This is a genomic window from Polynucleobacter sp. AP-Titi-500A-B4 (assembly GCF_018688095.1).
Taxonomy (GTDB): Bacteria; Pseudomonadota; Gammaproteobacteria; order Burkholderiales; family Burkholderiaceae; genus Polynucleobacter.
Genome location: NZ_CP061311.1, coordinates 602,736 through 628,551 on the forward strand (window position 1 = coordinate 602,736; position 25,816 = coordinate 628,551).

At 46.1% G+C, this 25,816-nt stretch carries 29 protein-coding genes; 13 read left to right on the forward strand and 16 right to left on the reverse strand.

Annotated elements, in window-relative coordinates; translation table 11 throughout:
- Positions 1-19 precede the first annotated feature (19 nt).
- Positions 20-1,075 (forward strand): formate dehydrogenase subunit gamma, encoded by a 1,056-nt coding sequence (locus tag FD968_RS03160; protein ID WP_215367334.1) that lies wholly within the window; start codon positions 20-22, stop codon positions 1,073-1,075.
- A 10-nt stretch (positions 1,076-1,085) separates the two neighbouring features.
- A complete protein-coding gene (locus tag FD968_RS03165; protein WP_215367335.1) occupies positions 1,086-1,367 on the forward strand; it encodes a hypothetical protein in 282 nt (93 codons plus the stop codon).
- Positions 1,368-1,378: 11 nt separating this feature from the next.
- Here the strand turns inward: FD968_RS03165 and FD968_RS03170 are convergent, their stop codons facing one another.
- Both FD968_RS03170 and FD968_RS03175 read right to left on the reverse strand, forming a co-directional pair.
- A complete protein-coding gene (locus FD968_RS03170) occupies positions 1,379-2,086 on the reverse strand; it encodes an ATP-binding cassette domain-containing protein (RefSeq protein WP_215367336.1) in 708 nt (235 codons plus the stop codon).
- Positions 2,079-2,774, reverse strand: coding sequence for an ABC transporter permease (locus FD968_RS03175; RefSeq protein WP_215367337.1), 696 nt, complete (start codon positions 2,772-2,774; stop codon positions 2,079-2,081). The genes FD968_RS03170 and FD968_RS03175 overlap by 8 nt, the downstream gene beginning before the upstream one ends.
- A gap of 67 nt (positions 2,775-2,841) precedes the next feature.
- On the opposite strand from FD968_RS03175, the gene FD968_RS03180 reads away from it, so the two are divergent.
- Genes FD968_RS03180 through cls form a run of 3 tightly spaced genes read left to right on the forward strand, consistent with a single transcriptional unit; the run spans position 2,842 to position 5,269 of the window.
- A complete protein-coding gene (locus tag FD968_RS03180; RefSeq protein WP_215367338.1) occupies positions 2,842-3,042 on the forward strand; it encodes a hypothetical protein in 201 nt (66 codons plus the stop codon).
- The gene (locus FD968_RS03185; RefSeq protein ID WP_215367339.1) at positions 3,042-3,794 is read left to right on the forward strand and encodes an endonuclease/exonuclease/phosphatase family protein; all 753 of its coding nucleotides are present in this window, start codon (positions 3,042-3,044) and stop codon (positions 3,792-3,794) included. The genes FD968_RS03180 and FD968_RS03185 overlap by 1 nt, the downstream gene beginning before the upstream one ends.
- On the forward strand, positions 3,791-5,269 hold the full coding sequence (gene cls, locus FD968_RS03190) for a cardiolipin synthase (protein WP_215367340.1): 1,479 nt from the start codon (positions 3,791-3,793) through the stop codon (positions 5,267-5,269). The genes FD968_RS03185 and cls overlap by 4 nt, the downstream gene beginning before the upstream one ends.
- Here cls and FD968_RS03195 read toward each other — a convergent pair.
- A complete protein-coding gene (locus tag FD968_RS03195) occupies positions 5,266-6,450 on the reverse strand; it encodes a CaiB/BaiF CoA-transferase family protein (RefSeq protein WP_215367341.1) in 1,185 nt (394 codons plus the stop codon). The two genes, cls and FD968_RS03195, sit on opposite strands and share 4 nt — an antisense overlap.
- A 30-nt stretch (positions 6,451-6,480) precedes the next feature.
- Complete coding sequence (locus tag FD968_RS03200; protein WP_215367342.1) at positions 6,481-7,650, reverse strand: acyl-CoA dehydrogenase family protein; 1,170 nt, start codon at positions 7,648-7,650, stop codon at positions 6,481-6,483.
- 155 nt (positions 7,651-7,805) lie between these two features.
- Here FD968_RS03200 and FD968_RS03205 point away from each other — a divergent pair, with 155 nt between their 5' ends.
- Complete coding sequence (locus tag FD968_RS03205) at positions 7,806-8,309, forward strand: YqaA family protein (protein ID WP_215367343.1); 504 nt, start codon at positions 7,806-7,808, stop codon at positions 8,307-8,309.
- Positions 8,310-8,320: 11 nt separating this feature from the next.
- On the opposite strand, the gene FD968_RS03210 is transcribed toward FD968_RS03205, so the two are convergent.
- The 8 genes from FD968_RS03210 to FD968_RS03245 all read right to left on the reverse strand — a co-directional run bounded on the left by FD968_RS03210 (position 8,321) and on the right by FD968_RS03245 (position 15,465).
- Positions 8,321-9,025 carry an ABC transporter ATP-binding protein gene (locus FD968_RS03210; protein ID WP_215367344.1) on the reverse strand — a complete coding sequence of 235 codons (705 nt, stop codon included), beginning with the start codon at positions 9,023-9,025 and terminating at the stop codon, positions 8,321-8,323.
- A 13-nt stretch (positions 9,026-9,038) separates the two neighbouring features.
- Positions 9,039-9,794, reverse strand: coding sequence for an ABC transporter ATP-binding protein (locus FD968_RS03215; protein ID WP_215367345.1), 756 nt, complete (start codon positions 9,792-9,794; stop codon positions 9,039-9,041).
- Positions 9,794-10,753 carry a branched-chain amino acid ABC transporter permease gene (locus tag FD968_RS03220; protein WP_215367346.1) on the reverse strand — a complete coding sequence of 320 codons (960 nt, stop codon included), beginning with the start codon at positions 10,751-10,753 and terminating at the stop codon, positions 9,794-9,796. The genes FD968_RS03215 and FD968_RS03220 overlap by 1 nt, the downstream gene beginning before the upstream one ends.
- Before the next feature lie 14 nt (positions 10,754-10,767).
- Positions 10,768-11,622 carry a branched-chain amino acid ABC transporter permease gene (locus FD968_RS03225; protein ID WP_251367620.1) on the reverse strand — a complete coding sequence of 285 codons (855 nt, stop codon included), beginning with the start codon at positions 11,620-11,622 and terminating at the stop codon, positions 10,768-10,770.
- A gap of 115 nt (positions 11,623-11,737) precedes the next feature.
- On the reverse strand, positions 11,738-12,973 hold the full coding sequence (locus tag FD968_RS03230; RefSeq protein ID WP_251367621.1) for an ABC transporter substrate-binding protein: 1,236 nt from the start codon (positions 12,971-12,973) through the stop codon (positions 11,738-11,740).
- Positions 12,974-13,047: 74 nt separating this feature from the next.
- The gene (locus FD968_RS03235; RefSeq protein WP_215367348.1) at positions 13,048-14,289 is read right to left on the reverse strand and encodes an FAD binding domain-containing protein; all 1,242 of its coding nucleotides are present in this window, start codon (positions 14,287-14,289) and stop codon (positions 13,048-13,050) included.
- A 10-nt stretch (positions 14,290-14,299) separates the two neighbouring features.
- Positions 14,300-14,758 carry a glyoxalase gene (locus tag FD968_RS03240; protein WP_215367349.1) on the reverse strand — a complete coding sequence of 153 codons (459 nt, stop codon included), beginning with the start codon at positions 14,756-14,758 and terminating at the stop codon, positions 14,300-14,302.
- Positions 14,759-14,772: 14 nt separating this feature from the next.
- Entirely contained in the window at positions 14,773-15,465 is a 693-nt protein-coding gene (locus FD968_RS03245; RefSeq protein ID WP_215367350.1) for a TetR/AcrR family transcriptional regulator, read from the reverse strand.
- Positions 15,466-15,577: 112 nt separating this feature from the next.
- Between FD968_RS03245 and FD968_RS03250 the strand changes: the two genes are divergently transcribed.
- The 5 genes from FD968_RS03250 (at position 15,578) to FD968_RS03270 (ending at position 20,866) form a co-directional block, all read left to right on the forward strand.
- Positions 15,578-16,054, forward strand: coding sequence for a CoxG family protein (locus FD968_RS03250; RefSeq protein ID WP_215367351.1), 477 nt, complete (start codon positions 15,578-15,580; stop codon positions 16,052-16,054).
- 105 nt (positions 16,055-16,159) lie between these two features.
- Positions 16,160-17,014, forward strand: a complete 855-nt coding sequence (locus FD968_RS03255) for a xanthine dehydrogenase family protein subunit M (RefSeq protein ID WP_215367352.1) — start codon at positions 16,160-16,162, stop codon at positions 17,012-17,014.
- 27 nt (positions 17,015-17,041) lie between these two features.
- A complete protein-coding gene (locus tag FD968_RS03260) occupies positions 17,042-17,551 on the forward strand; it encodes a (2Fe-2S)-binding protein (protein WP_215367353.1) in 510 nt (169 codons plus the stop codon).
- A 19-nt stretch (positions 17,552-17,570) separates the two neighbouring features.
- Positions 17,571-19,967 (forward strand): xanthine dehydrogenase family protein molybdopterin-binding subunit, encoded by a 2,397-nt coding sequence (locus FD968_RS03265; RefSeq protein ID WP_215367354.1) that lies wholly within the window; start codon positions 17,571-17,573, stop codon positions 19,965-19,967.
- A gap of 122 nt (positions 19,968-20,089) precedes the next feature.
- Positions 20,090-20,866, forward strand: a complete 777-nt coding sequence (locus FD968_RS03270; protein WP_215367355.1) for a 3-hydroxybutyrate dehydrogenase — start codon at positions 20,090-20,092, stop codon at positions 20,864-20,866.
- A 54-nt stretch (positions 20,867-20,920) separates the two neighbouring features.
- On the opposite strand, the gene FD968_RS03275 is transcribed toward FD968_RS03270, so the two are convergent.
- Complete coding sequence (locus FD968_RS03275; RefSeq protein ID WP_215367356.1) at positions 20,921-21,919, reverse strand: tripartite tricarboxylate transporter substrate binding protein; 999 nt, start codon at positions 21,917-21,919, stop codon at positions 20,921-20,923.
- 151 nt (positions 21,920-22,070) lie between these two features.
- Between FD968_RS03275 and FD968_RS03280 the strand changes: the two genes are divergently transcribed.
- Complete coding sequence (locus FD968_RS03280) at positions 22,071-22,664, forward strand: urate hydroxylase PuuD (protein WP_215367357.1); 594 nt, start codon at positions 22,071-22,073, stop codon at positions 22,662-22,664.
- Positions 22,665-22,735: 71 nt separating this feature from the next.
- Here FD968_RS03280 and FD968_RS03285 read toward each other — a convergent pair whose 3' ends face one another.
- From FD968_RS03285 to FD968_RS03295, 3 genes are all read right to left on the reverse strand, one after another.
- The gene (locus FD968_RS03285) at positions 22,736-23,905 is read right to left on the reverse strand and encodes an NAD(P)/FAD-dependent oxidoreductase (RefSeq protein ID WP_215367358.1); all 1,170 of its coding nucleotides are present in this window, start codon (positions 23,903-23,905) and stop codon (positions 22,736-22,738) included.
- Between the two features lie 62 nt (positions 23,906-23,967).
- A complete protein-coding gene (locus FD968_RS03290; RefSeq protein WP_251367622.1) occupies positions 23,968-24,132 on the reverse strand; it encodes a rubredoxin in 165 nt (54 codons plus the stop codon).
- A 63-nt stretch (positions 24,133-24,195) separates the two neighbouring features.
- The gene (locus FD968_RS03295) at positions 24,196-24,681 is read right to left on the reverse strand and encodes a rubrerythrin family protein (protein ID WP_215367359.1); all 486 of its coding nucleotides are present in this window, start codon (positions 24,679-24,681) and stop codon (positions 24,196-24,198) included.
- Positions 24,682-24,851: 170 nt separating this feature from the next.
- On the opposite strand from FD968_RS03295, the gene FD968_RS03300 reads away from it, so the two are divergent.
- A complete protein-coding gene (locus tag FD968_RS03300; protein WP_215367360.1) occupies positions 24,852-25,772 on the forward strand; it encodes a hydrogen peroxide-inducible genes activator in 921 nt (306 codons plus the stop codon).
- The last annotated feature ends 44 nt before the right edge of the window (positions 25,773-25,816 follow it).

Sequence of the window (25,816 nt, forward strand, 5' to 3'; positions counted from 1 at the left end):
AACGTTTAAGGACATTTGTATGAAACGATCATTTTCTAAAGTTCTACGCACTTTGGTGGTGGCAGCAGGTTTGTCACTGACGCTAGGCAGCGGTATGAGCTTTGCAGAACGTGCGCCAATGGCACCGTTGCCATCTCCTAGTGGAGTGGATGTTCCGCCTTTATCAGTGCCTGCGAATCCCAACAGCTTGGCCAACGGTACACAAGCGCAATCTCAGCCCGCTAACCCTTCGATATTTACGACAGCCAATAGTGATCCATACAACTACGTCAGCATTCCAGACAAAGAGTCTAGTGTTCTGATTCAGCGTTCTGGCGAGCAATGGCGTGTGATTCGTAATGGCGTAATTACTGTTTACGGCGGTTGGTTGTTAGCAATTGCATTCTTTGGTATTGCTGCGATGTACACCATTAAGGGTTCCATCAAGTTGCACGAGCCAATGTCGGGCGTCAAAATCAAGCGCTTTAGTGCATTCGACCGCTTGGTTCACTGGACTATGGCTGCCAGCTTCTTGGCTTTAGCCTTTACTGGGTTACTCATTTTGTACGGCAAGTACTTTGCAATGCCTTTGATGGGTGGAGTTGCTTATGGCTCATTCTTAAATCTTTGCAAGAACATCCATAACTTCACGGGACCACTTTTCACCATATGTATCGTCATCTTCTTCTTGCTCTTTGCTCATAAGAATTTGCCTGGTAAGGGTGATATGGCTTGGTTCCTTTCCTTTGGTGGAATTTTCAGTGGCAAACATGTGCCAGCTGGTTTCTTTAACGGTGGTGAAAAGGTTTGGTTCTGGTTCGGTATGACCTTCTTAGGATTGGTAGTCTCCGCTTCAGGCTTTGTGCTCGATATGATCGTGCCATTCATGACGATTGAATACACCCGCGGCACAATGCAGATTGCTAACATCATCCATAGCAGTGCAGCTATCTTGATGTCGGCAATGGCAATGGGTCACATCTATATCGGTACTATCGGCATGCAAGGTTCGATTGACGGCATGAAGACCGGCTATGTAGATGCTACTTGGGCTAAAGAGCACCATGAGCTCTGGTATGACAAACTGAATAAATAAGGACAAGCCCATGAAAAAGATCATTGCTTTTACATTCTGTGCGCTTGCTGGCGCATCAGTGATGGCAGCATTGCCGCCATTGACTCCTGAGCAGGCTGAAGCTGCCGCCCTCACTAAAGCAAAAGCTGCTTATGGTGATCGTGTTGGTGCTTATCAACTATGCCAAGCGCAAAATAGAGTGGCTGACCGCTTCAGGGTTTCTGGAGCTGCAGCGCCTGCAGCTTGTGTAGCGCCACCGCCATTTGTTGCGCCAGTTGCTGCGGCACCCGCTGCAGCACCAGCAGCAAAGTAATTGATTACGAATTATTCAGTACTTAATTCTTGATGGAGGTAGCGTTTCGCTGCTGAAGTTTGAGGATTTAAAAAGAAGGGGCCTACGGGTCCCTTTTCTTTTATCTCGCCTTGATCAATAAAAATGATGTGCTGAGCAAGTCGTTGTACTTGAGCTAGTTGATGGGAGGAAAAAATCACATCAGATCCATGCTGATTGAATTCTCGAATCAGGTTTTCAACTTGCTCCGTAGCAGTTGGGTCTAGGTTTGCAGTAGGTTCGTCCAGCAGTACTAAATTGGGCTTTTGCAAAATGGCTCTACCAAGACAAAGCTTTTGTCGCTCTCCAGCTGATAGCTTATGTGCAGGGCTGGAAGCAAGGCTCTTTAGTCCAACTTGCTCCATCACCCGATCAATCTCAATCGAAGTTATTGCGGAGTCGGCATCTTTGACGAGACTGAGATTGGCTCTAGTAGACGCCTTAATCATCGGTGTGTGATGCAGCACCAAAGCTGTCTTATTTGCAAATGAATAGCTCACTGTTCCAGTATCGGGTTTGATGAGGCCATCAAGGAGTTTTAACAAGGTAGTTTTACCTGCACCATTTGGGCCAATGCAAGCAGTGATGCGATCTGCTGGAATGATGGTATGGGGTATGTTCAGAATAGTTCGGCCATTGCTAACAACAGTAATGTCTTTGAGTTCAATGAACTTCTCAAATTGTTCGCTCACATTAACCATAGCGACGCTCCACAATTTGACGAACAATAAATGTAAACAGATTGGCAATCAATACGATTCCTAGTAGGACGATACCCAATGCAAGAGCTAGAGGTAAATCGCCTTTACTTGTTTCTAGAGCAATGGCAGTCGTCATTGTTCGAGTAGAGTTCTGAATATTGCCGCCCACAATCATGACCGCCCCAACTTCCGAAATGGCTCTGGCAAGCCCGGCTAGGATGGCAATGGTGAGAGAGAATCTGCAATCCCAAATTAGCCACTTATATCGGGATAGCTGAGGTAGGCGCAGACTCAAAAATGAATCCCGATGAATCTTCCAAGAATCCTCCAGAATTTGGCGGCTTAAGGCGGCAATTAAGGGGGTTGTGAGCAGTGTTTGAGCCACAATCATGCCCTTGGGTGTAAACAGCCATCCCCAAGCGCCTAGAGGCCCCGATCGAGACAGCAGCAGGTAGACAATCACCCCAATAATGACGGTAGGTACACCCATCAGAGTATTGAGGGTCACAATAATCGACTTTTTACCGGCAAATTCCTCTGTAGCCAGAAGGGCGCCAATGGGAAGCCCTATCAAGGTGCCAAAGAGGAGGGCGGTAAGGCTGACCTGAAGGGAAACTAGGACAATACCCAGCACCCCACCGTCTAGGTGAGCAAGAAGTGCAAAGGCATCAGAAAAAGCGGTGAACATGCGCTTGATTCTATCAAGGCAATGGCAAAATGCATTGAATGAGACGGTTATCCCTAAATTTTGACTTATGGCTGAAATAGTTTGCCTCTGTAACGAGGTCCTAGATGTTGACCTTCGCGAGTACCTAGACACCCACCCCATTGGCTCTATAGATGAATTAAGGGAGCAGGCTTCTATTTGTAATAAATGCATGCAGTGCCAAGATCTGGTTGAGGGTGAGATTTATTTGGCACGGGTACGACGCCAGCGCGCCGCAGGACAGTTTTAATGACGCAAGCAAAGACCGGTCGTTTTACCGTGATGAGCATGAATGTGCATAAGGGCTTGTCACCCTTGCATCGACATTCCACCATTTATCAATTGCGCCAAAGGATGCGCAGTCATCATCCTGATTTATTGTTTCTGCAGGAACTTCAGCAAGAGCATCGCGGTAGGATTCGGCGATTTGCTCAGTGGCCTTTGACAGAATTAACCCACTTTCTTTCGGAAGATTTTTGGCATGACTGGCACTACGGTAAAAACGTCGAGTATCCAGATGGTCATCACGGCAATGCGATTTTGTCAAAACACCCTTTGCATAAGGGGCAGAATTACGATATCTCAGCATATCGTTTTGAGAGACGCGGTCTATTGCATAGTGTGATTCAGTTTGATGATGCGAGACCCGCTGTCCATTGTTTTTGTGTTCACCTAGCTTTATTTGAGCGGGGTAGAGAGCGGCAGCTAGAAGAGATCATTCGTTATATTGAAGAGCTGACAAATGATGCGCCAACGATTGTGGCTGGAGATTTTAATGATTGGCGTAACCGCGTGAGTGCTCCTATGCGAATTGCTGGTTTTCAAGAAGTATTTGAAGCCTTGACTGGTTCACCCGCAAAAACTTTTCCTAGCGTGAAGCCTTTGCTGCCCATGGATCGCATTTATGTTCGTGGACTAAAGATTCATTCGGCAGAAATTTTGCATGAATGGATGAAATTGTCGGATCATCTGGGAATTGCAGCAGAACTGGAACTAATATGAATGACCTACTAAGCCTATTTTTAAGACATACCTTCGAGCTCAATCTAAATTGGCTTCTGCTGGTTCATTTTCTCTTAGTCACTTACTTTATCGGTGTCATTATTTCAGTCAGGCGGCCAGTAGGCGTTGCCTTTGCCTGGATTTTTATTGTGATGACTTTCCCGGTATTGGGAATCAGCTTATATGTACTCATTGGTGAGCGTCCAGTTGGTCGTAAGTTAACGCGAAAAATTACCCGCATGAATCGCGAATACGAAAAGATCACTGAGGGTATGCGAATGATGTATGCAGGGGATAAGCTGAAGCTACCAATTGAGGCCCGCTCATTTAGTCTTTTGGCAGAATCGAATAATGGCACGCCTGTAGTCGCTGGAAATCAGATCGAGTTGCATACGAATTCATTACAAATTCTGCAGCTCTTTATTGATGAGATTAACCAGGCAAAAGAAAGTCTCCATCTTGAATTCTATATTTGGGCCTTAGGTGGTGATGCTGACCGAGTCGGAGAGGCATTAATCGCCGCCTCTAAGCGCGCGGTTGCTTGCCGTGTTTTATTGGACTCTTTGGGAAGTAAAGATTGGTTTAAGTCTAAATGGCCAGCTCGCTTTCGGAATGCAGGAATCGAGGTGACGGAAGCATTGCCTATTCAGATTGGTAGATTTCAATTTCGCCGTGCCGATTTGCGTTTGCATCGAAAAATATTTGTCATCGATAACTCCATCGTATGGACTGGTAGCATGAATTTAGTTGATCCACGCACATTCAAGCAAGATTCGGGAGTGGGTGAGTGGGTAGATGCGATGGTTCGAGTTGAGGGCCCTGTGGCAGCACAATTTGAGCTGACATTCGCTTTTGATTGGAGTGTTGATAACCCTAAGATTACCCATTTCAGAGATCAGAAGTCTCCAATAGCACCTTGCGAGGGTGGAGTGATTGCACAGGAACTTGCATCTGGCCCAGTATATCGGGATGATATTTTGTACCAAGTGATGTTGTCAGCGATTATTGATGCCCAAGAAGAGTTGACAATCACTACGCCATACTTTGGTCCAGATGATGGATTAATGCAAGCACTGATGTCGACTGCTAGACGTGGGGTGAAGGTAACCCTGATTGTGCCCAAATTGAATGATTCAAAGTTGGTCGCCTGGAGCAGTAAGAGTTATTACGAGGATCTCCTGAATTCAGGGGTGCATATTGCCGAGTTTCACGGTGGTCTTTTGCACACTAAGAGTTTGCTAGTGGATAAAAAAGCAGCCATTTTCGGTTCAGTCAATTTTGACCAACGTAGCCTACGACTGAATTTTGAAATTAGTCTGATTGTGTACAACATCGATTTTGCTCTGAAGCTTCAAGCTTTGATCGAGTCATATTTAGCGCAGTCTGATTACATTGATCCAACGGTATGGTCAAAGCGCCCACGTTGGCAGCACTACCTAGAAAACGCTGCCCACCTTACATCACCGTTACTTTAAATCGCTCCGCTTGCGCGCATATTGGCGATTTCGGTTTCAGCTAAGCCGAGCTCTTTTAAGATGGCGTCGGTATGCTGACCTACAGATGGAATCGGGTCCATCCGATATTCATAGCTGTCATTAAGGCCTGGAGGAAGTAGGGCAGCAATCTGACCATTCGGGGTGCCAACTTCCGTCCAGCGCTTACGGGCTTTTAATTGCTCGTGCTTCCACAAGCCTTCCATATCATTCAGATGGGCGTTTGCTATCTGCGCCTTCTCTAAGCGCGCAATGAGTTGCTCCGAGGTGAGCTTGCTAAAACAAGTATTGATAATCTCTAGTAGTTCAGCGCGCTTTTCATTGCGTTTAAAATTTTTGTCAAAGCGCTCGTCTTTGGCGAGCACGGGATTTTCGAGAACGATTTCACAGAACTGAACCCACTCACGTTCGTTTTGCAGGCCGAGCATGACAGTTTTGCCATCCCCTGCCTTAAAAGGCCCGTAAGGGTAAATGGTGGCATGCGAAGCACCATTTCTGGAAGGTGGGTTAGCACCCTTGTAGGCGTAATACATTGGAAAACTCATCCATTCACTCAAGGCTTCCAGCATCGAGATATCAATGACGGTGCCTTTGCCGGTTTTGCCTCTTTGTAATAGAGCTGCCAGGATATTGGTATAGGCATACATGCCTGCTGCAATATCTGCAATGGAGTTACCCGCTTTGCTCGGGGTCTCAGGCGTACCGGTGATCGACAGAAAGCCTGCCTCACTCTGAATTAATAGGTCATACGCTTTTTTATCGCGATAGGGACCATCATTACCGTAACCGGAGATCGCGCAGAGAATCAAACCAGGGTTATCTTTTTGTAAAGCCTCAGCGGTTAATCCCATGCGTGCTGCTGCACCGGGAGCCAAATTTTGAATAAAGACATCGGCAGTCTTTAATAGATTTTTTAAGACTGCGATTGCTGATTCTTGCTTGAGATCAAGTGTCAAACTTTCTTTAGAGCGATTGACCCAAACAAAGTGGGAAGAGAGGCCATCTACTTGTGTGTCATATCCCCTAGCAAAGTCACCGTCTCCAGGGCGTTCAATCTTAATAATGCGTGCACCTAAGTCAGCCAGCTGACGCGTGCAGAATGGCGCTGCAATCACATGCTCTAGGGCGATAACAGTAATTCCATCTAAGGGACGAACGCTCATATTCAATGCCTAATCAAAAAATCAGAGTAATCAGAAAGATCTTGGTAGGCCAAGAACATGCTCAGCAATATAGGAGTAGATCAAGTTTGTGGAGATTGGTGCGACTTGATACAAGCGAGTCTCTCTGAACTTACGTTCTACGTCATATTCATTTGCAAAACCAAATCCACCGTGTGTCTGTAGGCATACGTTTGCTGCTTCCCAAGATGCCTTGGCTGCTAAATACTTTGCCATGTTGGCTTCGGGACCACAGGGCTGGTGGTTATCAAATAACTCGCAAGCCTTAAAGCGCATCAAATTCGCCGCCTCTGTTTCGATATAGCTGTCAGCAATCGGAAATTGAATCCCTTGATTTTTACCGATAGGGCGATCAAATACTACGCGGTCATTGGCATAGCGACGAGCACGATCGATGAACCAATAGGCATCACCGATACACTCGGCAGCAATGAGAACGCGTTCAGCATTGAGGCCATCAAGAATGTACTTAAAGCCTTGGCTTTCGACGCCTATAAGATTCTCAGCAGGAATTTCTAGGTTATCGAAGAAAACTTCATTGGTTTCATGGTTGACCATATTGGCGATAGGGCGCACTTCCATCCCATTACCAATAGCATCTTTAAGGTTGACGATAAAAATCGACATTCCTTCAGATTTGCGCTGAACTTCACTGATGGGGGTAGTGCGCGCCAAGAGAATCATCAAATCAGAGTGCTGAATACGAGAGATCCAAACCTTCTGACCATTGACAACATACTTGTCACCTTTTTTCACTGCGGTGGTTTTGAGTTTAGTGGTATCGGTACCCGTAGTCGGTTCTGTGACAGCCATACTTTGTAAGCGTAATTCGCCAGTGGCAATCTTAGGTAAGTACATTTTCTTCTGTGCTTCAGAGCCGTGGCGAAGAAGGGTGCCCATGTTGTACATCTGACCATGGCATGAACCAGAATTGCCGCCAGAAAAATTAATCTCTTCCATGATGACGGATGCTTCTGCTAGCCCTAATCCTGAGCCACCATATTCTTCTGGAATCAGGGCTGCCAACCAACCAGCTTCAGTCATTGCTTTTACAAAAGCTTCTGGATAGCCACGTTCGTGGTCAATCTTTTGCCAATAGGCTGAGTCAAAGCTTTTGCAGAGGTCGCGCAAGGCTTCACGCATGTCTTGATATTGATCAGGTTTGGGAATAGGGTGATTCATGAATGTCTCGTTTTATATAAGTGATGATGCTTTTGCTACAAGGCATTAGTTTAAGCAAGATTTGAAAATCTTGGAGAATCCATAAAACAGGGCAAAATAGGCTATAGGGGGTTAATTCAATCCCGCAGAAGTGATCAATAAGGGGTATGCGTTTTATGGAGCACGCACTTGCGCATTTTTTTGGATGGTTTGGTATGCCCTCAGTGGGCTTACCCGCAGTGTTCATTAGCGCCTTTGTTTCAGCAACCCTACTACCGGTTGGTTCTGAGCCGATCCTGTTTGGTTACATCACACTCAATCCTCATTTGTATTGGATGGCGATATTAGTAGCTACCGTTGGAAATACTTTAGGGGGTATGTTTGATTGGTGGCTCGGCTCACTTGCGCGCAGAGGGATTAAATCGATTGCTGAACCGACAGATAGCCGTGTGAAGAAATGGCTGGGAGATCATGGACCAAAGATGTTATTACTCTCTTGGCTACCTGGTTTTGGCGATCCCTTGTGTCTGGCTGCAGGATGGCTCAAATTACCTTGGAAGTCTTGCCTGATTTATATGTTCATTGGCAAGTTACTGCGCTATCTGACCTTAACCTGGTTACTGACCTTGGTACCAGATAGTTATTGGCACCAGTTAGGCCATTGGTTGCATCTCATTTAACCTCTACAACACTAGACAGCGCAATACTTTTGTTGAATCTCGTCGTTGTTCAGGAGATTCTGAGCAGTGTCATGAAACACAATCTCGCCTTGATCTAGGATGTAGGCTCGATCAGAAATCTTTAAAGCTTGCTGAACATTTTGTTCAACTAACAGAATCGTTAAACCTTGTTGCTTCAGCTTTGCAAAGAGTTCAAACATCTCTTCTACCAACACCGGCATGATCCCTTCAGAAGGTTCATCTAGCAAAATCACCTTTGGTTTGGCAATCATGGCGCGAGCAATCGCAAGCATCTGCTGCTCTCCGCCAGACATGGATGTGCCATCTTGCTCAAGACGCTCTTTGAGTCTTGGGAAGGTCTCAGCGATTTCGTCTACTAAGGCACTCATCTCACCACGATTTTTTTGAGCAATGACGCCTAACTCTAGATTTTCTTTAACGGTCAGACCTGGAACAATGCGGCGGTCTTCTGGAACATAGGCAAGGCCCAAATGAAAGCGCTCATGCGCAGGTAGATCTAAAAAGGAGGTACCATCAATGGACGCCTTGCCTTGACGCTTAGAGAGTAGACCCATTAGAGAGCGTAAGGTAGTGGTCTTACCAGCGCCATTGCGCCCCATCAAAGTCACAATCTCTCCTTTATTCACTTCAAGAGAGATGCCTTGCAAAACGTGGCTACGGTCATACCAGGCGTTTAAGTTTTCAATACGCAACATAAAGAGCTTTCAATTAACCTTGACCAAGGTACACACGACGTACCTCAGCATTATTTTGGATTTCTTCTGGTGTGCCCTCGGCCAAGAACTCGCCATGATGCAAGACGATGATGCGCTTGCATAAGCCCATAATCAGTTTCATCTTGTGCTCAACCAAAATCACAGTACGCTCACTAGCCAGCGTGCGGATGAGATCCATCATGACCAAGGTCTCTTCGGGAGACATCCCTGCGGTAGGTTCATCCAAGAGGAGAAGACTGGGATTACAAGCCAGTGCCATCGCAATCTCTAGGGCGCGCTGTTGCCCGTGAGCCAGATCGCCGGTTTTCTTATTGCGCAGATGTTCTAAGTTCACGCGGCGGAGAACTTGATCGGCAATCTCAATTGGACCTGGATAGCTTTGAGCATTGCGCAGAAAGTTATAGCGGGCAGTTTCCATCTGTGCAGCCACGCGGACATTTTCATGAACAGATAGTTGCTTAAAGACGTTGGTGATCTGAAAGCTCTTGGAAATACCAACGCGAGCAAACTCATGCTGCTGCATGCCGGTAATATCTTTGCCGTTAAAGAGGATTTGTCCGCTAGTCGGAGGAAATGCGCCACTTAAGACATTAAAGAAGGTGCTCTTGCCTGCGCCATTAGGTCCAATAATGGCCGTTAAGGTTCCAGGCATAAAGCTAGTGGAAACATTTTGCAGCGCTTTGAACTTGCCAAAACTCTTACTGACGTTGCGAGCTTCAAGGATGGGGGTAGTCGTTGTGCTATTCATTATTTCGAATCCTGATGAATTTGTAGCTTGCTCAGAATAGTTCCCCAGATGCCTTTAGGGAAGAACAACACAAAGAACATAAATATCAAACCAATCACTGCCATCCAGTGTTTTGTGAAGGTAGTAACTACGTCTTCGAGGTAGAGCATGACCGCGGCACCTACAAACGGACCAAAGAAGGTGCCCATGCCACCCAAAATACTCATCATCACCGCTTGGCCGGATTGTAGATAGTGCAAGGAATCGATGGGAACAATAGAAAGGTGAAGGGCGCGTAATGAACCAGCTAAACCACAAATTGCAGCCGACAAGACAAATACCAGCAACTTAGTCTTGGCAACATCAAAGCCACAAGCTGCTGCGCGCTTCTCGTTTTCCCGAATCGCTTCCATCACTGCTCCCAGTGGCGAATTGAGAATGCGAGAGATCAACCAAATGGCAATGACTACAAAGAACAAGATGATGTAGTACTTCACCATCGGATTAAGGAAGTCGACGGGGACACCAAAGATATTGAATGTGTCGACACGCACGCCGCGTAAACCATTTTCACCGCCAGTCAGACTTTCGGCTTTGTAAAAGATGTAATAGATAATTTGACCAAGCGCTAAGGTCACCATCGAGAAATAAATTCCTCGGGTGCGGATCGCTAAGAAGCCCATGATTAATCCGCCGATGGCGGCGCCAATCACGCCAATCAAAATCGCAGTCCCCCATCCTAAGCCGTAGTGAACGATGCCAATCCCTGTAAGGTAACTACCGATGCCTAAGAAGGCAGCATGACCGAAAGAGAGGAGCCCCATATATCCAAACAGCAGGTTGAAGCCCATGGCAAATAATCCGAAGATCAGGATATTAATTGCCAATGCCTCGTACGGCATGATGAAGGGGAAGATTGCTAAGAATAGGGTGCTCGCTAAAACGCGATGACGAGCAATGAGTTGGAACAATGAATTCATATATTTACGAGGCTTTAGCCCATCGCCCCCGCTTTACCAAATAGACCTTGTGGGCGAATCAATAAGACCACCGCCATCAATATAAAAATTGATAGCTCAGCGAGGTCTGGAAAAAATAGAGAGGTCATGCTGTAAACCACGCCAACCAATAATCCAGCAACGACTGCGCCAACCGGCGAGCCCATACCGCCAACCACGGTCACTACAAATGATTCAGCCAAAATTGGAATGCCCATTTCTGGGTTTACTGAGCGAGTTGGTGATGCCAGGATGCCGGATAAGCCCGCGATAGCGCATCCCAAACCAAAGACTAAGAGCCAAACTTTGGCAATATCAACACCAAGCACTTTCACAATTTCTTGATCAGCAGCGCCCGCTTTAATAATGAGACCATAACGGGTCTTTTGAATAAAGAACCAAACGCCAAGAATAATGAGTGCCGTTGCTGCAATTAAGAAGAGTCTGTATTTAGGAAAGAAACCAATGCCAACATTGACGGTGCCAGTTAGGCCGTCTGGAGTAATCGATGGCAAACCCTCAATGCCAAATGTCACGCGCATTACTTCAATCAATACATATGACAAGCCAAAGGTGAGTAGAAGGGGGTAATCTAGTCCACGACCATATAGCGGTCTTACTAAGAAACGCTCGGTAATTAAGCCAAGGCATCCAGTCAGTAGGGGTGTCAAGATCAAGCTAAACCAGAAGTTACCAGTCACGCCTAAGAAGTACACGCCTAAGAAAGCGCCCACCATAAAAAAGGCGCCATGAGCAAAGTTCACTACATTAAGCATGCCAAAAATGAGGCATAAACCCAGTGCTAAAAGGGCATAAATACTACCGAGGGCAATACCTGTCAGTAGTTGCATGCATAAAAGTTCAAATGTAAGGCCGGTCATATATGTACTCAGAAAAACTCCCCTAGACCATCAGGTGCAAGGGGAGTAATTCAGGGAAGATCAAATGATCCCCCTGATTTTGGTATTAGGCTTTGTGGCCTAGCTCTGCGCAAGAGCGCATGTTCTTCTCAGTAGTAGGTTCAATGGTCAGAATATTGAAGACGTCGTATTTATCTTTCATATTCTTAGATTTGGACTCTACGATGATGACTGTTTGAACAGCTTGGTGGTCGCATTTGCGATAGTACTCAGGACCTTTGTACCAATCGTACTTCAGGTTTTCCATTGCAGTAATCACCTTTGTAGTATCCGTGGACTTAGCAATTTTGACGGAAGCTAGCACGCTTTTAACGCCAGCATATCCTAGTGCGCCGTAGTCTGAAGGTACTGAGCCGTTATACATTTTTCGGAAAGCATCATTAAATGTTTTTGCAGTTGGAATACGATCTTCAAGACCCCAGTAGTAGGAAGTGCCGCCAATGATGCCCTCGAACGCCTCAGGACCACCAGCAAGACGTGCTGTGTAGAGGAGTACAGGTGTAACAATCTTCATGCTAGATTTAAGACCAAAGTCAGTACATTGTTTTGCAGAATTGACGAGGTCACGACCGAAGTTGCACAGCACCAAAATATCTGGGTTTAATGCTTTGATACGTGGCAAGAAAGCGGAGTAATCAGATGTGCCTAGTGGATGACGGATATCAGCCAATGTAGTGGCACCCATTTCTTTGCCAGCACGCTCAAATGCACGCACCATTTCATGGCCATAGGCGTAGTCTGCAGTGAGGAAGACAATCTTTTTGCCAAAGCGTGGAATAGAGTAGCGCGCTAATGCGCCGGCTGTCATTGTTGGGTTTAAGGCCTCATGGAAGGTATATACGCTCCAGTCCTTTACTTCATTAATTGCATCCGATTGACTGATTGAGTTGAAGAGTACTTTGCGTTCTTTGCAAACTGCATTGATGGAGAGTTGTGTTGCTGCAGATAGTGAGCCAACTACATAGTTCACCTTATCTTTTTCAATCAACTCTAAAGTACGAGTTGCAGCCTCACCGGGATTGAGCTTGTCATCGCGAACCAATAACTCTGCTTTACGACCATTAAATCCGCCGGCATCATTAAATTCTTTAATGGCCAACTCAGCAGCTTTTACTTGGTCTTGAGCTTCTGCGGAAAACGGTCCAGTGAGCGGCACTGGAAAGCCGATCTTAATCGTATCGGCTTGCGCATTTGCAACATTTAACCAAAGTGGGGTGCTTGCTGCAGCAGCGCCACCAATCAACATCTTTCTTCTAGTTTGATTCGTTACTTTTTGTTTCATGGTTGTCTCCTCCATATAAAACTTGTTTAAATAAGAATACTTTTTGTTTGTCAAATCTTAACTGAATGCGCCTTTTAATGGGCAGATTCAGGCACTGCTTTCCCTTGGGCCAATAAATCGCTAATGTCGATAGCCGTTTCTGCCATTACAGTTCCGGCATTCCGTTTGAGATTATCGGCATCCCTTGTTCCTTTGCTACCCTGTGCCTGCATATAACGCCCTAAATATTGGGCTCTTGCAACCACTTGTTGCCCTAATTTAAGTCGCTCATCACTATAAGCCTGCAAGGCTTCTGGGGTAGCGCCTAAAGTGGCAATATGTTTAGCAATCACTATGGCTTCATCACCAGCCTTGGTAACGCCCATTCCAACATGGGGTCTACCTACAAATGCAGCATCGCCCATCAAAGCAATTCTGCCGAACACAATTTGCTCGGAGCGAACATCGTAAATTGCTTGTAAAAAAGGAGCGGCAGTTTTTTCTAAAATTTCCGCATATTGCGGGGCCAAAATTTCACTAGCAATTTTGCGCATATGCGCAATATGCTTCCAGGAAACTTTTAACGGAGGAATGCCGGTGGGGTAGTAATGGCCATCATCATCCGTCAGCAAGCTAACCAACTCTTGATCTTCAGAAGCGGGTCGATACCAAACAAAGTTGTAACGACGCTTACCTGGACGGGTATCGTTGCCAGATCCTGCTACGGGGTAGCCAAGCATTTGCTCTCCATTCGGAAGGCAAAAGCCAAAGCGGTTAAATAAAGTATCTAGCGTGTATTGAGAGAGACAAGCTTCATCGCAGACTCCGCGCCAAGCAATGTAGCCAGCATATTCAGGTTGAATCTCAGGTGCAACTTGCGCTCTTACGCCTGATCGAATGCCGTCAGACGCAATTAGCAACTCTGCCTGGTAGTGGCTACCATCTTCGCAACTCACTTTTACTGAATTTGCATCTTGCGCTAAGGCCTTCACAGTTTTCCCTTGTAAGTAGCGCTCCGAAGGAAAGGCTTCTTTGAGCATGTGATACAGGCGGCTCCAGGATGTCAGGATTTGTGGCAACTCCATCTCACCTAAACTTTGACCATCAGATCCCAAGGTAACGCGTTGAGTAACGGATACGCCAAGCGTGTGATCGACTGTCACGCCAGCTGCACACAAAGCTTGGGCAAGTGCGTCGTGAGTCACGATGCCTGCACCTCGCCCATCAAGAGAGCCTGTGGCTTTTTCTAGAAGGGTGACGTCATGACCTTGGCGTAGCAAGATATTTGCTACGAATAAACCACCCAAGGATCCGCCAACGACGAGTATTTTTGCCATGGGTCTTTGCTTATGCAGCCTTTGCGTCTAGGGCTGCTTTTTCTTCAGCAGGGTAGTTGAGTTCAATCACAACGCCGTTAGGATCATCCAAGAAAATTTGGTGCAACTTTAATACTGGTACTGTGCGCTCACGGTAAGGAACCTTGAGTTCTTTTAATAGTGCAATTTTTTCCTCTAAACCTGTTGCAAAAAATGCAATGTGATCTACGGCGCCAGAGCCATGCAATGAACTTGGATCACGCTCACCTAAATATTTTTTTAGACCATTCGGATCATTCTTATCAATGGCAATCAAATGCAGCACAGCATTAGCCCAGCTACTGTCATCGCCGTTATAGAGCCAAACGCCCGGGAAAGGAAACTCTGGTCTTGGGCCTACTGTTAAGCCCAGTAGCTTGCTAAAAAATTCTGTGGTTTTTTCAATCTCGAGGCTGCGAATGGAGAAGTGATTTAGGCTGAGGTTAGACATGATTACCTTTTCAATTAAGCAAATAAGCTTTTGGCGGAATGAAGATAGGACTGAACACGATCATGGATGATCGCTTGTTCGGAGTTTGGAATACTAGGCGCGTAGATGGCTTGACCATAGATCCAGCGGCGCATGCCGATATAGAAAATGCCACCATGTAAGCCCATCAAGAATTCAAGCTCACGCTCAGTTGGCTTTGGCTCTACAGGGCGATTACAGTATTTGCGCGTCTCGCGAATGAGTCTTGGCAATAAACGTAAACGTAGTAATTCGAAGAAGCGATCGCTAATAGAGTGATCACTCAAGCCTGAAAAGATCAGGATGCGAACAAAGTCATATGTGAGTACGGTATTGGTGTAGTCCAAATAAAACGCGTTGAACTTTTCTTCTGGTGTGAGCTTGGGATCATCTAACAACGCTTCCCACTCAGGCTTCCAACGGGATTCAAAAACCTCTTTATAAACTTCTTGAATCAATGCATCTTTAGTGGGGAAATAGTGATAGAGCAGGGTGTGAGTAACACCCAATTCTTTAGTGAGATTGCGAAGTTGACCATCAATGCCGTACTTGGCAAAAAACTGGATAGCGCGGTCCAGGATTTGGCGCTTTCGGTCGGCGGTATTCATGCGCCGACGGGCCGGCGTCAGCGATTCAGCCGAGTTTTCGGCCTGATCTGGGCTGGAAACGCTGTCTTCAGTAAAACGCATGGATTCTCAGGGTTTATCCGAATTTGGACTTATTGACCAAAAGTTAAATAATGGTACATTGTTGAACAATTGGTAGATAACACTCTATCCGTACAAACCCCAAGGAGAACGAATGGAACTAAATGGCGAACAACTCATAGCCGCTCCTATCCCAGTCGTTTGGAAGGGATTGAACGATATTGATGTTCTCGCCAAGTCCATTCCTGGCTGCGAAGAAATTAGTCGCATTTCGCCAGAAGAAGTCCATGCCAAGGTCATGTTCAAGATTGGCCCAGTGAGAGCCCGCTTCTCGGGGAAGTTACTTCTAAGCGACGTCGTTCCCGATCAATCTTGCTCTATGGCATTTGAAGGATCAGGAGGTGCTGCAGGATTTGCAAAAGGCAAGTCTCGTGTGGAACTCAAGCAAGCCGAAGGCGGCACATTAATTTCGTATACGACTGAAGCTTCTATTGGTGGAAAGTTAGGTCAAATTGGCGGGCGCTTAATTAGCGCTTCCGCAAAAAAGATTGCAGATGACTTTTTTCAAAAGTTTGCAAAAGAATTAGGCGGGGAGACAGTGGTGCTGGAGTCTGGCACTGGCAGTGAATAAAAAAGTAGTTCAAAAATAAAATAGTGGTGGCTGGTACAAGTAAATAAGAAGCAAATATAAAAAGAGCCGCAAAGGCTTACTTCAATTAGCGGTGGAGGAGACGTAATGAAAGCAGCAGCATTTGACTATGTAAAGCCAAAGGCTTTAAGTGATGCCTTGTCTTTGCTGGAGCAGGGAGGTGATGACGCGAGATTGATTGCTGGCGGACAGACCCTCTTGGCAACACTCAATATGCGCCTATCTGAGCCAACGATCTTGATAGACATTACAGATGTTGATGAGCTCAAAGGTATTTCTGTGGTGGGCGAAAAACTGAGAATCGGTGCGCTCGTGACACATACCGAAATCGAAGATTCAGATTTAGTTGCAAAACATGCACCACTTCTTAAAGCTGCAGCACCCCATATCGCGCATCGTGCGATTCGTAACCTAGGTACCTGGGGCGGATCTCTTGCTTATGGCGATCCTGCGGCTGAATGGCCGGCATGCAGCCTCACTTTGCAAGCTACTATGGTGATCCATGGGCCTGCTGGTGAGCGCAAGATTTCTGCAAAAGATTTTTTCATTGATCTGTACACCACCTCATTAGAGCCAGATGAAATTCTAGTTGCCACTGAAATTCCAGTCGCTAAACCCAATCAAGTGTTCTATTTTCATGAGCTCGCGAGACGTCATGGAGATTATGCGGTTGCAGGATTGGCAGCAGTAGCTGAAAAGCAAGGAGACATTCTTAGCAATTGCGTCTTCACTTTCTTTTCAGTGAGTTCTACACCAGTGATGGCAGTAAGGGCTCAAGATTTGGTCAATGGAAAACCGGTAAATGATCAATTGATTGCAGCAGCAGTAGAAGCAGCTCGTCAAGAAATTGATGCGATTGCTGACATTACCAACAGCGCAGAAGCGAAGACCCATTTAATTGGTGTATTGCTTGAGCGTGGTCTTAAGCATTTAGCTGCCTAATTATTCAGATTGTTCGGAGATTTGAAAATGAGTTTGAAGAAAAAGATATCGATGACGGTCAACGGTGTTGCCGTCAATGCAGAGATTGAGCCGCGTCGTCATTTAGTGGATTTCTTACGCGAGGATTTGCATCTTAAGGGTCCACACCTAGGCTGTGAGCAGGGCGCCTGTGGTGCTTGTACTGTCAAGGTAGATGGTCAAATCATCCGAGGTTGCTTATTTTTAGCGGTGCAAGCTAATGGTTGTGTAGTGGAAACCATTGAAGGTCTTACCAAGAGCGGTGCTTTAGCTGATCTTCAAGAATCATTCATGCGCCACAACGCTATGCAGTGCGGCTTTTGTTCTTCTGGGATGTTGTTAGCGGCTGCTGAATTAATTGAAAAGCAACCTAAAGCGAGTCGTGAAGAAGTTCGTGAATGGATTTCTGGAAATTATTGCCGTTGCACTGGCTATCACTCCATTGTTGATGCAATCATGGATGTTTTAGAGGCTCGTGCAAAGGGTCAAAAAATTAAACCTGTTGTTGCTCACGCTTAAGGGATTTAGGAAACGCATTATGAATAAGCCAAGCGATTTAAAAGGACTCGTTCTCGATCCCGTTACTAACGATCAGCGTTATATCGGTAACAGCGAACCAAGACATAGCGCTCGCCGCCTGCTTGAAGGTCAGGGCACTTACATTGACGATATTCAATTGCCACGCATGGGTCATGTGGTCTTCTGGCGCTCACCAGTAGCGCATATGAAGATTGGCAAGATTCATACAGAGCAGGCTAGTAAGATGCCTGGAGTATTGGCAGTGGTTGATGGCGTGCAGATGGCCAAAATTTGTAAACCATGGGTTGCTACTCTGGGTCACTTAGCCGGTATGAAATCCGCGCCTCAGCATGCTCTGGCGATTGATAGAGCCTGCTGGCAGGGTGAGCCAGTTGTTGCCGTAGTCGCTGAGACCAGAGCGCAAGCTGAAGACGCTTTGCAGCTTGTTGATGTTGAGTGGGAAGAGTTGCCTGCTGTGATCTCTATGGAGTCTGCGTTAGATCCTAAGACACCATTAATTCATCCAGAGCTGGGTGATAACCTCTGCTTTACCCGCACTTTAGATGTAGGTAATGTTGATGAAGCGTTTGCAAATGCTGATGTTGTAGCTGAAGCTACCTTTGGCTTTGGGCGTCACACGGGGGTTACCTTAGAGCCTCGTTGCCAAATTGCAGATTACAACCCAGGCGAACGTCGCTTGACGGTGTATCACTCCCAACAAGCGCCGCATATGATGCAGGACTTGTATTGCCGTCAATTTGGTTTATCTGAATCCGATGTGCATGTAATTTGTAAAGATGTTGGTGGATCATTTGGCATTAAGGTGCATGCTTATCCAGATGATTTTGCAACCGTAGGCTTAGCCATGATGCTAGAACGTCCAGTGAAGTTTGTTGCTGATCGTTTGGAATCTTTTACTAGCGATATCCACGCACGTGAGCATCGCATTGTCGGTCGTATCGCTGCCAATAAAGCAGGCGATATCTTAGCCTTTGAGATTAAGGACTTAACAGGCATTGGGCCTTACTCTATGTTCCCGAGAACGAGCGCAATTGAGGGTAACCAAGTAGTGAACTTGGTCGGTGGCCCTTATAAGCATCAGAATTATCGTGCGCACTTAGATGTAGTGTTCCAGAATAAAACCCCAACGTGCCAATACCGTGGCGTTGGTCATCCGATAGCCTGTGCGGTAACTGAAGGTCTAGTGGATTTAGCTGCTCAAAAATTGCAGATGGATCCATTAGAGTTTCGTAAGCGCAATGTGATTCCAGATGATGCTTATCCTTGTTCTGGAATCTCAGGTATTAAATTAGAAGTGCTCTCGCACGAGCAATGCTTGCGTACGATTGAGAAGATGATGGATTACCCAGCTTTGCGAAAAGAGCAAGCAGAGTTGCGCAAGAAGGGTATCTATCGCGGTATTGGTTTCGCTACTCTCATTGAGCTCACTAATCCAAGTCCTGCTTTCTACGGCGTTGGTGGTGCGCGTATTGCTTCTCAAGATGGCGCTTCAGTTCGCCTAGATCCTAGTGGGGTGGTGTCAGTATTGGTGGGTGTTGGTGAGCAAGGTCAAGGTACAGAGGGCATCTATGCACAGATCGCTGCAGATGCAGTAGGCGTATCGATTAATCAGGTACGTATTGTTACTGGCGATACTGACGTTACTCCTTACGGCGGCGGTACTTGGGCCTCTCGTGGTGCGGGTGTAGGTGGTGAAGCGGTATTGCTGGCGTGCCAAGCCCTACAGGAAAATATCTTAAAACTGGCGGGCGCGATTCTGAATCGACCTGTTGGTGAGTTACGCGTACACCGTAGCCATGTGCTTGATAAAGCGACTGGTGAACAGCTATTACCTTTTAGTGAAATCGGCCGCATTGGTTATTTCAGAACAGATACTTTGCCAGTTGGTTTTTCTGCAGACTTAATGGTGACACGTCATTACACTCAAAAAGATTACCCATTCATCTTCACAAATGGCGTTCAGGCTTCTTATGTAGAAGTCGATCCAGACACTGGCTTTGTCAAACTCTTGAAACATTGGGCGGTTGAGGATTGCGGTCGAGTGCTTAATCCGATGTTGGTTGATGAGCAAGTTCGTGGCGCGATTGTTCAAGGTATTGGCGGCGTTCTCTTTGAAGAGTGCCTCTACGATGACAGTGGTTTACTGCGAAATGGCAGCATGGCTGATTATCTTGTGCCAATGGCTAACGAGATGCCGGATATTGAGGTAGCCCACGTAGAAACCCCGACCCAATCTTCTAAGTTGGGCGCAAAAGGAGCTGGTGAGGCTGGCACGGCTGGCGCTCCTGGTGCAGTTCAAAATGCTATCAATGATGCTTTGGCGCCATTGAATGCCGCAGTGTTTGATCAGCCTATCACCTGCGAGAAGATCCTGCGGGCACTCAAGAAAATCTAATTTTTCAAAGTGTTGCGCCCGTCCTAGTGCAAAGCTCGATAGAGGGCTTTGCACATCCTGTAACATCAAGTTTTGGGTAGCCCTTTGGGCCTCTTGGTTAACTTGATACGGTACACATCGATATGTCTTCATTAAAAGGTAAAACAGCGCTAGTAACAGGATCTACTAGCGGTATTGGTCTGGGTATGGCAATTGCTCTAGCTAAGCAGGGTGCCAACATGATGGTGAATGGCTTTGGCGAAAAAGATGAAGCGATTGCAAAAATCAAAGCCTGTGGTGTTGAAGTGGATTACCACGGCGCAGATATGAGTAAGCCTGCTGAGATCGAAGACCTCATTAAGCAAACTGAAAAGCGTTTTGGCTCATTGGATATTTTAGTGAATAACGCCGGCATTCAGTACACCGCCAATATTGAAGACTTCCCAACAGATAAATGGGATGCCATTATTGCTATTAACTTAAGTTCTGCATTTCACACAACACATCACGCACTTCCTGGAATGAAGAAGCGTAATTGGGGTCGCATTATTAATATTGCCTCTGTTCATGGTTTGGTTGCCTCGACTCAGAAAGCTGCCTATGTGGCAGCTAAGCACGGAATTATTGGTTTGACAAAAGTAACTGCTCTTGAAAACGCTCGCACTGGTATTACTTGTAATGCGATTTGCCCAGGTTGGGTATTGACACCATTGGTGCAAAAGCAGGTAGACGCTCGGGCTGAGCGCGAAGGCATATCGAATGATGCTGCTAAAACTGCCTTGGTTTCAGAGAAACAACCATCTGGAGAGTTTGTATCGCCAGAGCAGTTAGCTGCACTTGCAGTATTTCTTTGTGGTCCTGATGCCTCTGAGGTACGTGGTGTAGCCTGGAATATGGACGGCGGTTGGACTGCTCAGTAAAAGCTAGTTCTTATTAGTAGCCAGCGTTCTCAATAACTGCTGCGTAACATATTGTTACTCAGCAGTTATTTTTCTATCTGCAATGATCTTGCCCCACATTGCAGATTGACTCGCAATATATTTTTGCAAATCCTCTCTGCTGCCTGGATTTGGCGTTAAGCCATGTTCAGCCAATTGTTTATTGGTTGCTTTATCAGTAAGTGCTGCAACTAATGCTTTATTCCATTTATCTAAAATGACATCCGGTGTCTTACCTGGCGCTACAAATGCATACCAATTACTTGCATCAAATCCAGGATAGCCGGATTCAGCAATAGTTGGCACATTAGGAAGTGTGGGAGCGCGCTTCAATCCCGTGGTCGCAATCGGAATGAGTTTGCCATTTTTGATGTAGGGATCAGCGGTAGCGAGGGCAGAGTAATAAGAAGAGACACGACCGCCTAGGAGATCCACCATGGCTGGGCTTCCACCTTTATAGGGGACGTGCACAGTATCAATATCGGCACGCACGTTCAAGAGTTCGCCCTGTAAGTGAGATGCTGAGCCGCTACCGGTAGAGGCAAAGGTAATTTTGCCGGGATTCTTTTTAGCTAGAGCAATATATTCTTTGAAGTTCTTTACGCCGAGCTCTGGAATAACAACCAAAACGTTTGGAAAAGTAACGCCCATAGTGAGGGGCGCCAGATCTTTTTGTGGATCATATGGCAACTTCATCAAATGCGGTGCGATCGACAAAGGCCCGATCGATCCAAATAGAATGACTGATCCATCGGCAGGTGCAGTGGCAGTGTAAGCGTGAGCGATGTTGCCACCAGCGCCGGGCTTGTTGTCCACGATCACATTTTGGCCAAGATCTTCACTCAATTTTTTGGCGATGACACGAGCTGCACTATCGGCAGATCCGCCAGCTGCAAAGCCAACCACAATCGTGATGGTTTTCTTGGGCGGGAATTCTTGAGCTTGAGTACTGGAGATGCAGCCTAATGCCAATATAGTAAGACAGGCTAAGACTTTTGAAAAAGATAGGGCAGGCATGTTTTGTCTCATTTGCATGTTTGTTTTTGCTTATTTTGCACCCCAAAATGTACGAAGTCACTACTGAAGTGGCTTTTTTAACTAAGGGCCTTGGATTTTGGGGTATGTGAACAGATTCAGCAGAATCGTTTATAGTTACAGCGCATTCTTATATATAGGAGATCCTTTCATGGCTTCAATTTTGACCTCATTGGGACGCACAGTATTAGCTGGTTTTGTGCTTCTCGTTTTAATTATTCTCGCTTTGGGCGGTAACTTTAGCTCTGCTGAATTGCCATTTATCTTCCGTTGGTTGCACGTAATGTTTGGTGTGATGTGGATTGGTTTGCTCTGGTACTTTAACTTTGTGCAAATTCCTTCCATGCCAAAGATTCCAGATGAGCAAAAGCCAGCGATTGGTAAAGTAATTGCTCCTACTGCATTGTTTTGGTTCCGTTATGCAGCGCTCTTCACAGTACTCACTGGATTGATCGTTGCTGCTTTGAACGGCTACCTCCATCAAGCATTTACATTGCAGGCTCCGTTCCGCGCGATTGGCTTGGGTATGTGGATTGCGGTAGTCATGGCGTTTAACGTATGGTTCATCATCTGGCCTAATCAGAAACGTGCTCTTGGCATCGTTCCTGTTGAAGCTGATGTCAAAGCTAAATCTGCACGCGTTGCGATGCTGACATCCCGTTTAAATACATTGCTCTCAGTGCCAATGTTGTTCTTGATGGTTGCTCAGTCTCACAACACTACTTGGTTCGTGATCGTTTCTTAATCACCTCGAGTGTGCATTAAAGAAAAGGCCCGCGATGCGGGCCTTTTTTATTGATAAAACTCAGAACAGTCTTAAGCCAGAATCGCAGGTAATTCCTTGGTTAGAGCGCCACGCTGTGTCGTAGCGGTACCCATTAAGACAAATCCCAAAAGTTTGCCATCAGCAGATTCAAAGCGCGCTTCTAATCCGCCTTCAACGATATTATTTTTCCATTGCCCTGTGGCACCCTTGGCTGGGGGTGAAACAATCGTAGGCAATGTAGGGGTTTTGACCATCACTGGCATTGCAGGATAGGTGAGGGCGGTACGTTGGCCAGTGAGCGTCACTGCTAATGCTCTAGCGGCTTGCATGATCGGCATGACGTATGGCAGCACAAGACCTTCCACTTCGGCACAATCTCCAAGTGCATATACATGGGGCACATTGGTTTCTAATTCACGATTCACTTGAATGCCTACGCCAGTAGCAATGCCTGAGGTTTTAGCAAGATCCAGTCTAGGCTTTAGTCCTACCGCTGACAGAACTACATCACTGGCAATCAAGGCACCATTGGCTAAGGTGATATTGAGTTGATCATTTGTGCGGTCAATGGACTGCACAGTAGTGTTGAAGTGCCAACGCACACCCGCTGCACTGAGTTTGCTTTGCAAATCGTTTGCGGCTACCTCTGGAATCAAGCGGCCTAGGGCTTGCGGTGCCAAATCAATCACATCTACTTCATAGCCACCAAGAACTAGGTCATTAGCAAACTCACAACCAATGAGGCCTGCACCTAGGATAGCCACTTTCTTCTTGCCGCTGATGGCATTTCGAAATTTGGCATAGTCCTCAAGATCATTTACGGTTAATGCTTCCTTAGCAGCATTGCCTTGCAGTGGTAAACGAATCTGGTCTGCGCCCAGTGCTAAGACAAGTTTGCAGTAAGCAATTTCACCTTTATTGCTTGTAAGCACTTGCTTGGTGCTGTCGATCGCAGTGACATCCGTCTCAGATAAGATGTTAAGGTTCAATTGAGTGGCCATGCCTTCTGCAGGGGTGGAAACCAATTGTGCAGCATCTTTTTTATTTGCTAGAGCAGTCGAGAGCATCGGTTTGGAATAAAAATATCCAGGCTCTTTGGTGACGAGCGTAATGGGGATCTCTTTATTGAGCTTGCGAATTTCACGGATAACGGTATACCCAGCCAATCCACTGCCAATGATGACGATAGCGGATGAGGATTGTGGTGTGTTTTGATCCAAGACTGAGCTCCCTAGTAATGCGTTAAATGTGATGATGCAATGGCTTGAGTGAGGTCAGGGGTTTAAATCTGCACCATTTCAAAGTCAGCTTTTGATACGCCACAGTCAGGACATTCCCAGTTTGCTGGAACATCTGCCCAAGCGGTGCCCGGCGCAATACCGTCCTCCGGTAAGCCTTTTGCTTCGTCATAGATGAAGCCACATACGATACATTGCCAAGATTTCATATTCAGTCCTTTAGTAATAAGTGTAAGTTTAAATTCAGTTGGGTTTTATTTCTTGTGAAGCTGTTATTGGGCGGCAAACGCCCTAGCTTTCTCTAAAGCCTGCTTGTAGTGATTGGCATGACGCTCTTCCACATTAGCTAAGGCAGAAAAGCGCTTTGCAGCTTTTGCCAATACTGCCTGGAATTGCTCAGCATGTTCTTTAGACTCCGCAATCTGCTCATCAATTTCTTGAATGGCTGCTGCATTACCTTCTGCTACTGCGGTCTTGCGAAAGGATGGGTACATTTCGGTGTACTCATAAGTTTCACCTTCAATTGCAATTTCTAAAGCACGAGCCGGAGTCATGGTGCTTGCGGGGTAGAGTAGATCTAAATGACCAAATGCATGCATCACTTCTTGATCAGCAGTGGCTTCAAAGATCTTTGCAGTCGCTTCGTCGCCGGCGGCACGTGCTAACTTCGCAAAATAACGGTATTTAATATGCGCCATGGATTCACCGGCAAATGCCGATTCTAAATTTTGCATGGTTTTAATTTCTGGACGTGCCATTTCGATTCCTTCACTTAAATGTTAAAAATTCAATACTGAAAAAAGTTTGTTGAGTTGACTTCACTTCTTGTTACTCGCTCAACCATGGAATGGATTGTGGGCTTGATTTCATAATCAGTCCAATGAATAATTATGCTACTATTAATCAAATTATTCGATAAGGGGGCATAATGGCCTATTTACCGTCATTAAAGCAGCTTACTTACCTAGTGGTGTTAGCCAAGGAGCTTAATTTCACTCGCGCAGCAGAGACTTGTTTCGTGGGGCAATCTACCTTAAGTGCTGGTTTAAAAGAATTAGAAGATGGTTTGGGTATACAACTGGTGGAGCGTGATCGCCAAAATGTTTCTATTACGCCTGCGGGTATAGAAGTTCTTGAGCGCGCTAAATCGATTTTGACTGCATCTGAAGATTTAGTGGAATACGCAGGAGCCTCAGGTAAGCCCATGACGGCAACCATTCGTTTAGGAGTCATTCCTACGATTGCCCCATTCTTGTTGCCAACCGTTTTGCCAGAAGTTCGCAAACGTTTTCCAGATCTTAAAATTACCTTGCGAGAAGATTTGACGGCGAACTTGTTATCCAGATTAGCTGAGCATAAATTAGACTTTGCTTTAATTGCCCTGCCTTATGACGTAAGCGGTCTATTGGTTGAAGAATTATTCGACGATCATTTTTGGTTGGTTGCTCGAGAGGGTGATCCAGCGCTTAAAGGTAAAGAGGTTACTTTGCCTGCCAAAATGGCAGAGCGTCTATTACTCTTGGAAGAAGGGCATTGCCTGCGTGACCATAGTTTGCAAGCCTGCAAAAAAGCAGATATTCGTAAAGATGAAGGTATGGAAGCTACCAGCCTACTGACCTTGTTGCAAATGGTCGAATCGGGCTTTGGCATTGCATTACTTCCGGAAATGGCGGTAAAAAGCAGTCTGCTGAATAACAGCGATCTAGTTGCTAAGGCGATGGCAGCACCAGCTCCCAAACGAGTCATTGCTTTAGTGGCGCGCGCATCTACTGCGCATACTGCCGAGTTTGCGGCGCTATCTGGTTGCATCCGTGAGCGCTTTGGTGCCAATCTGCAAAAGTCAAAGTAGCCCTGCAACAAATAGTAAAAGTCGTTAGAGTCACCCTTGTTGTT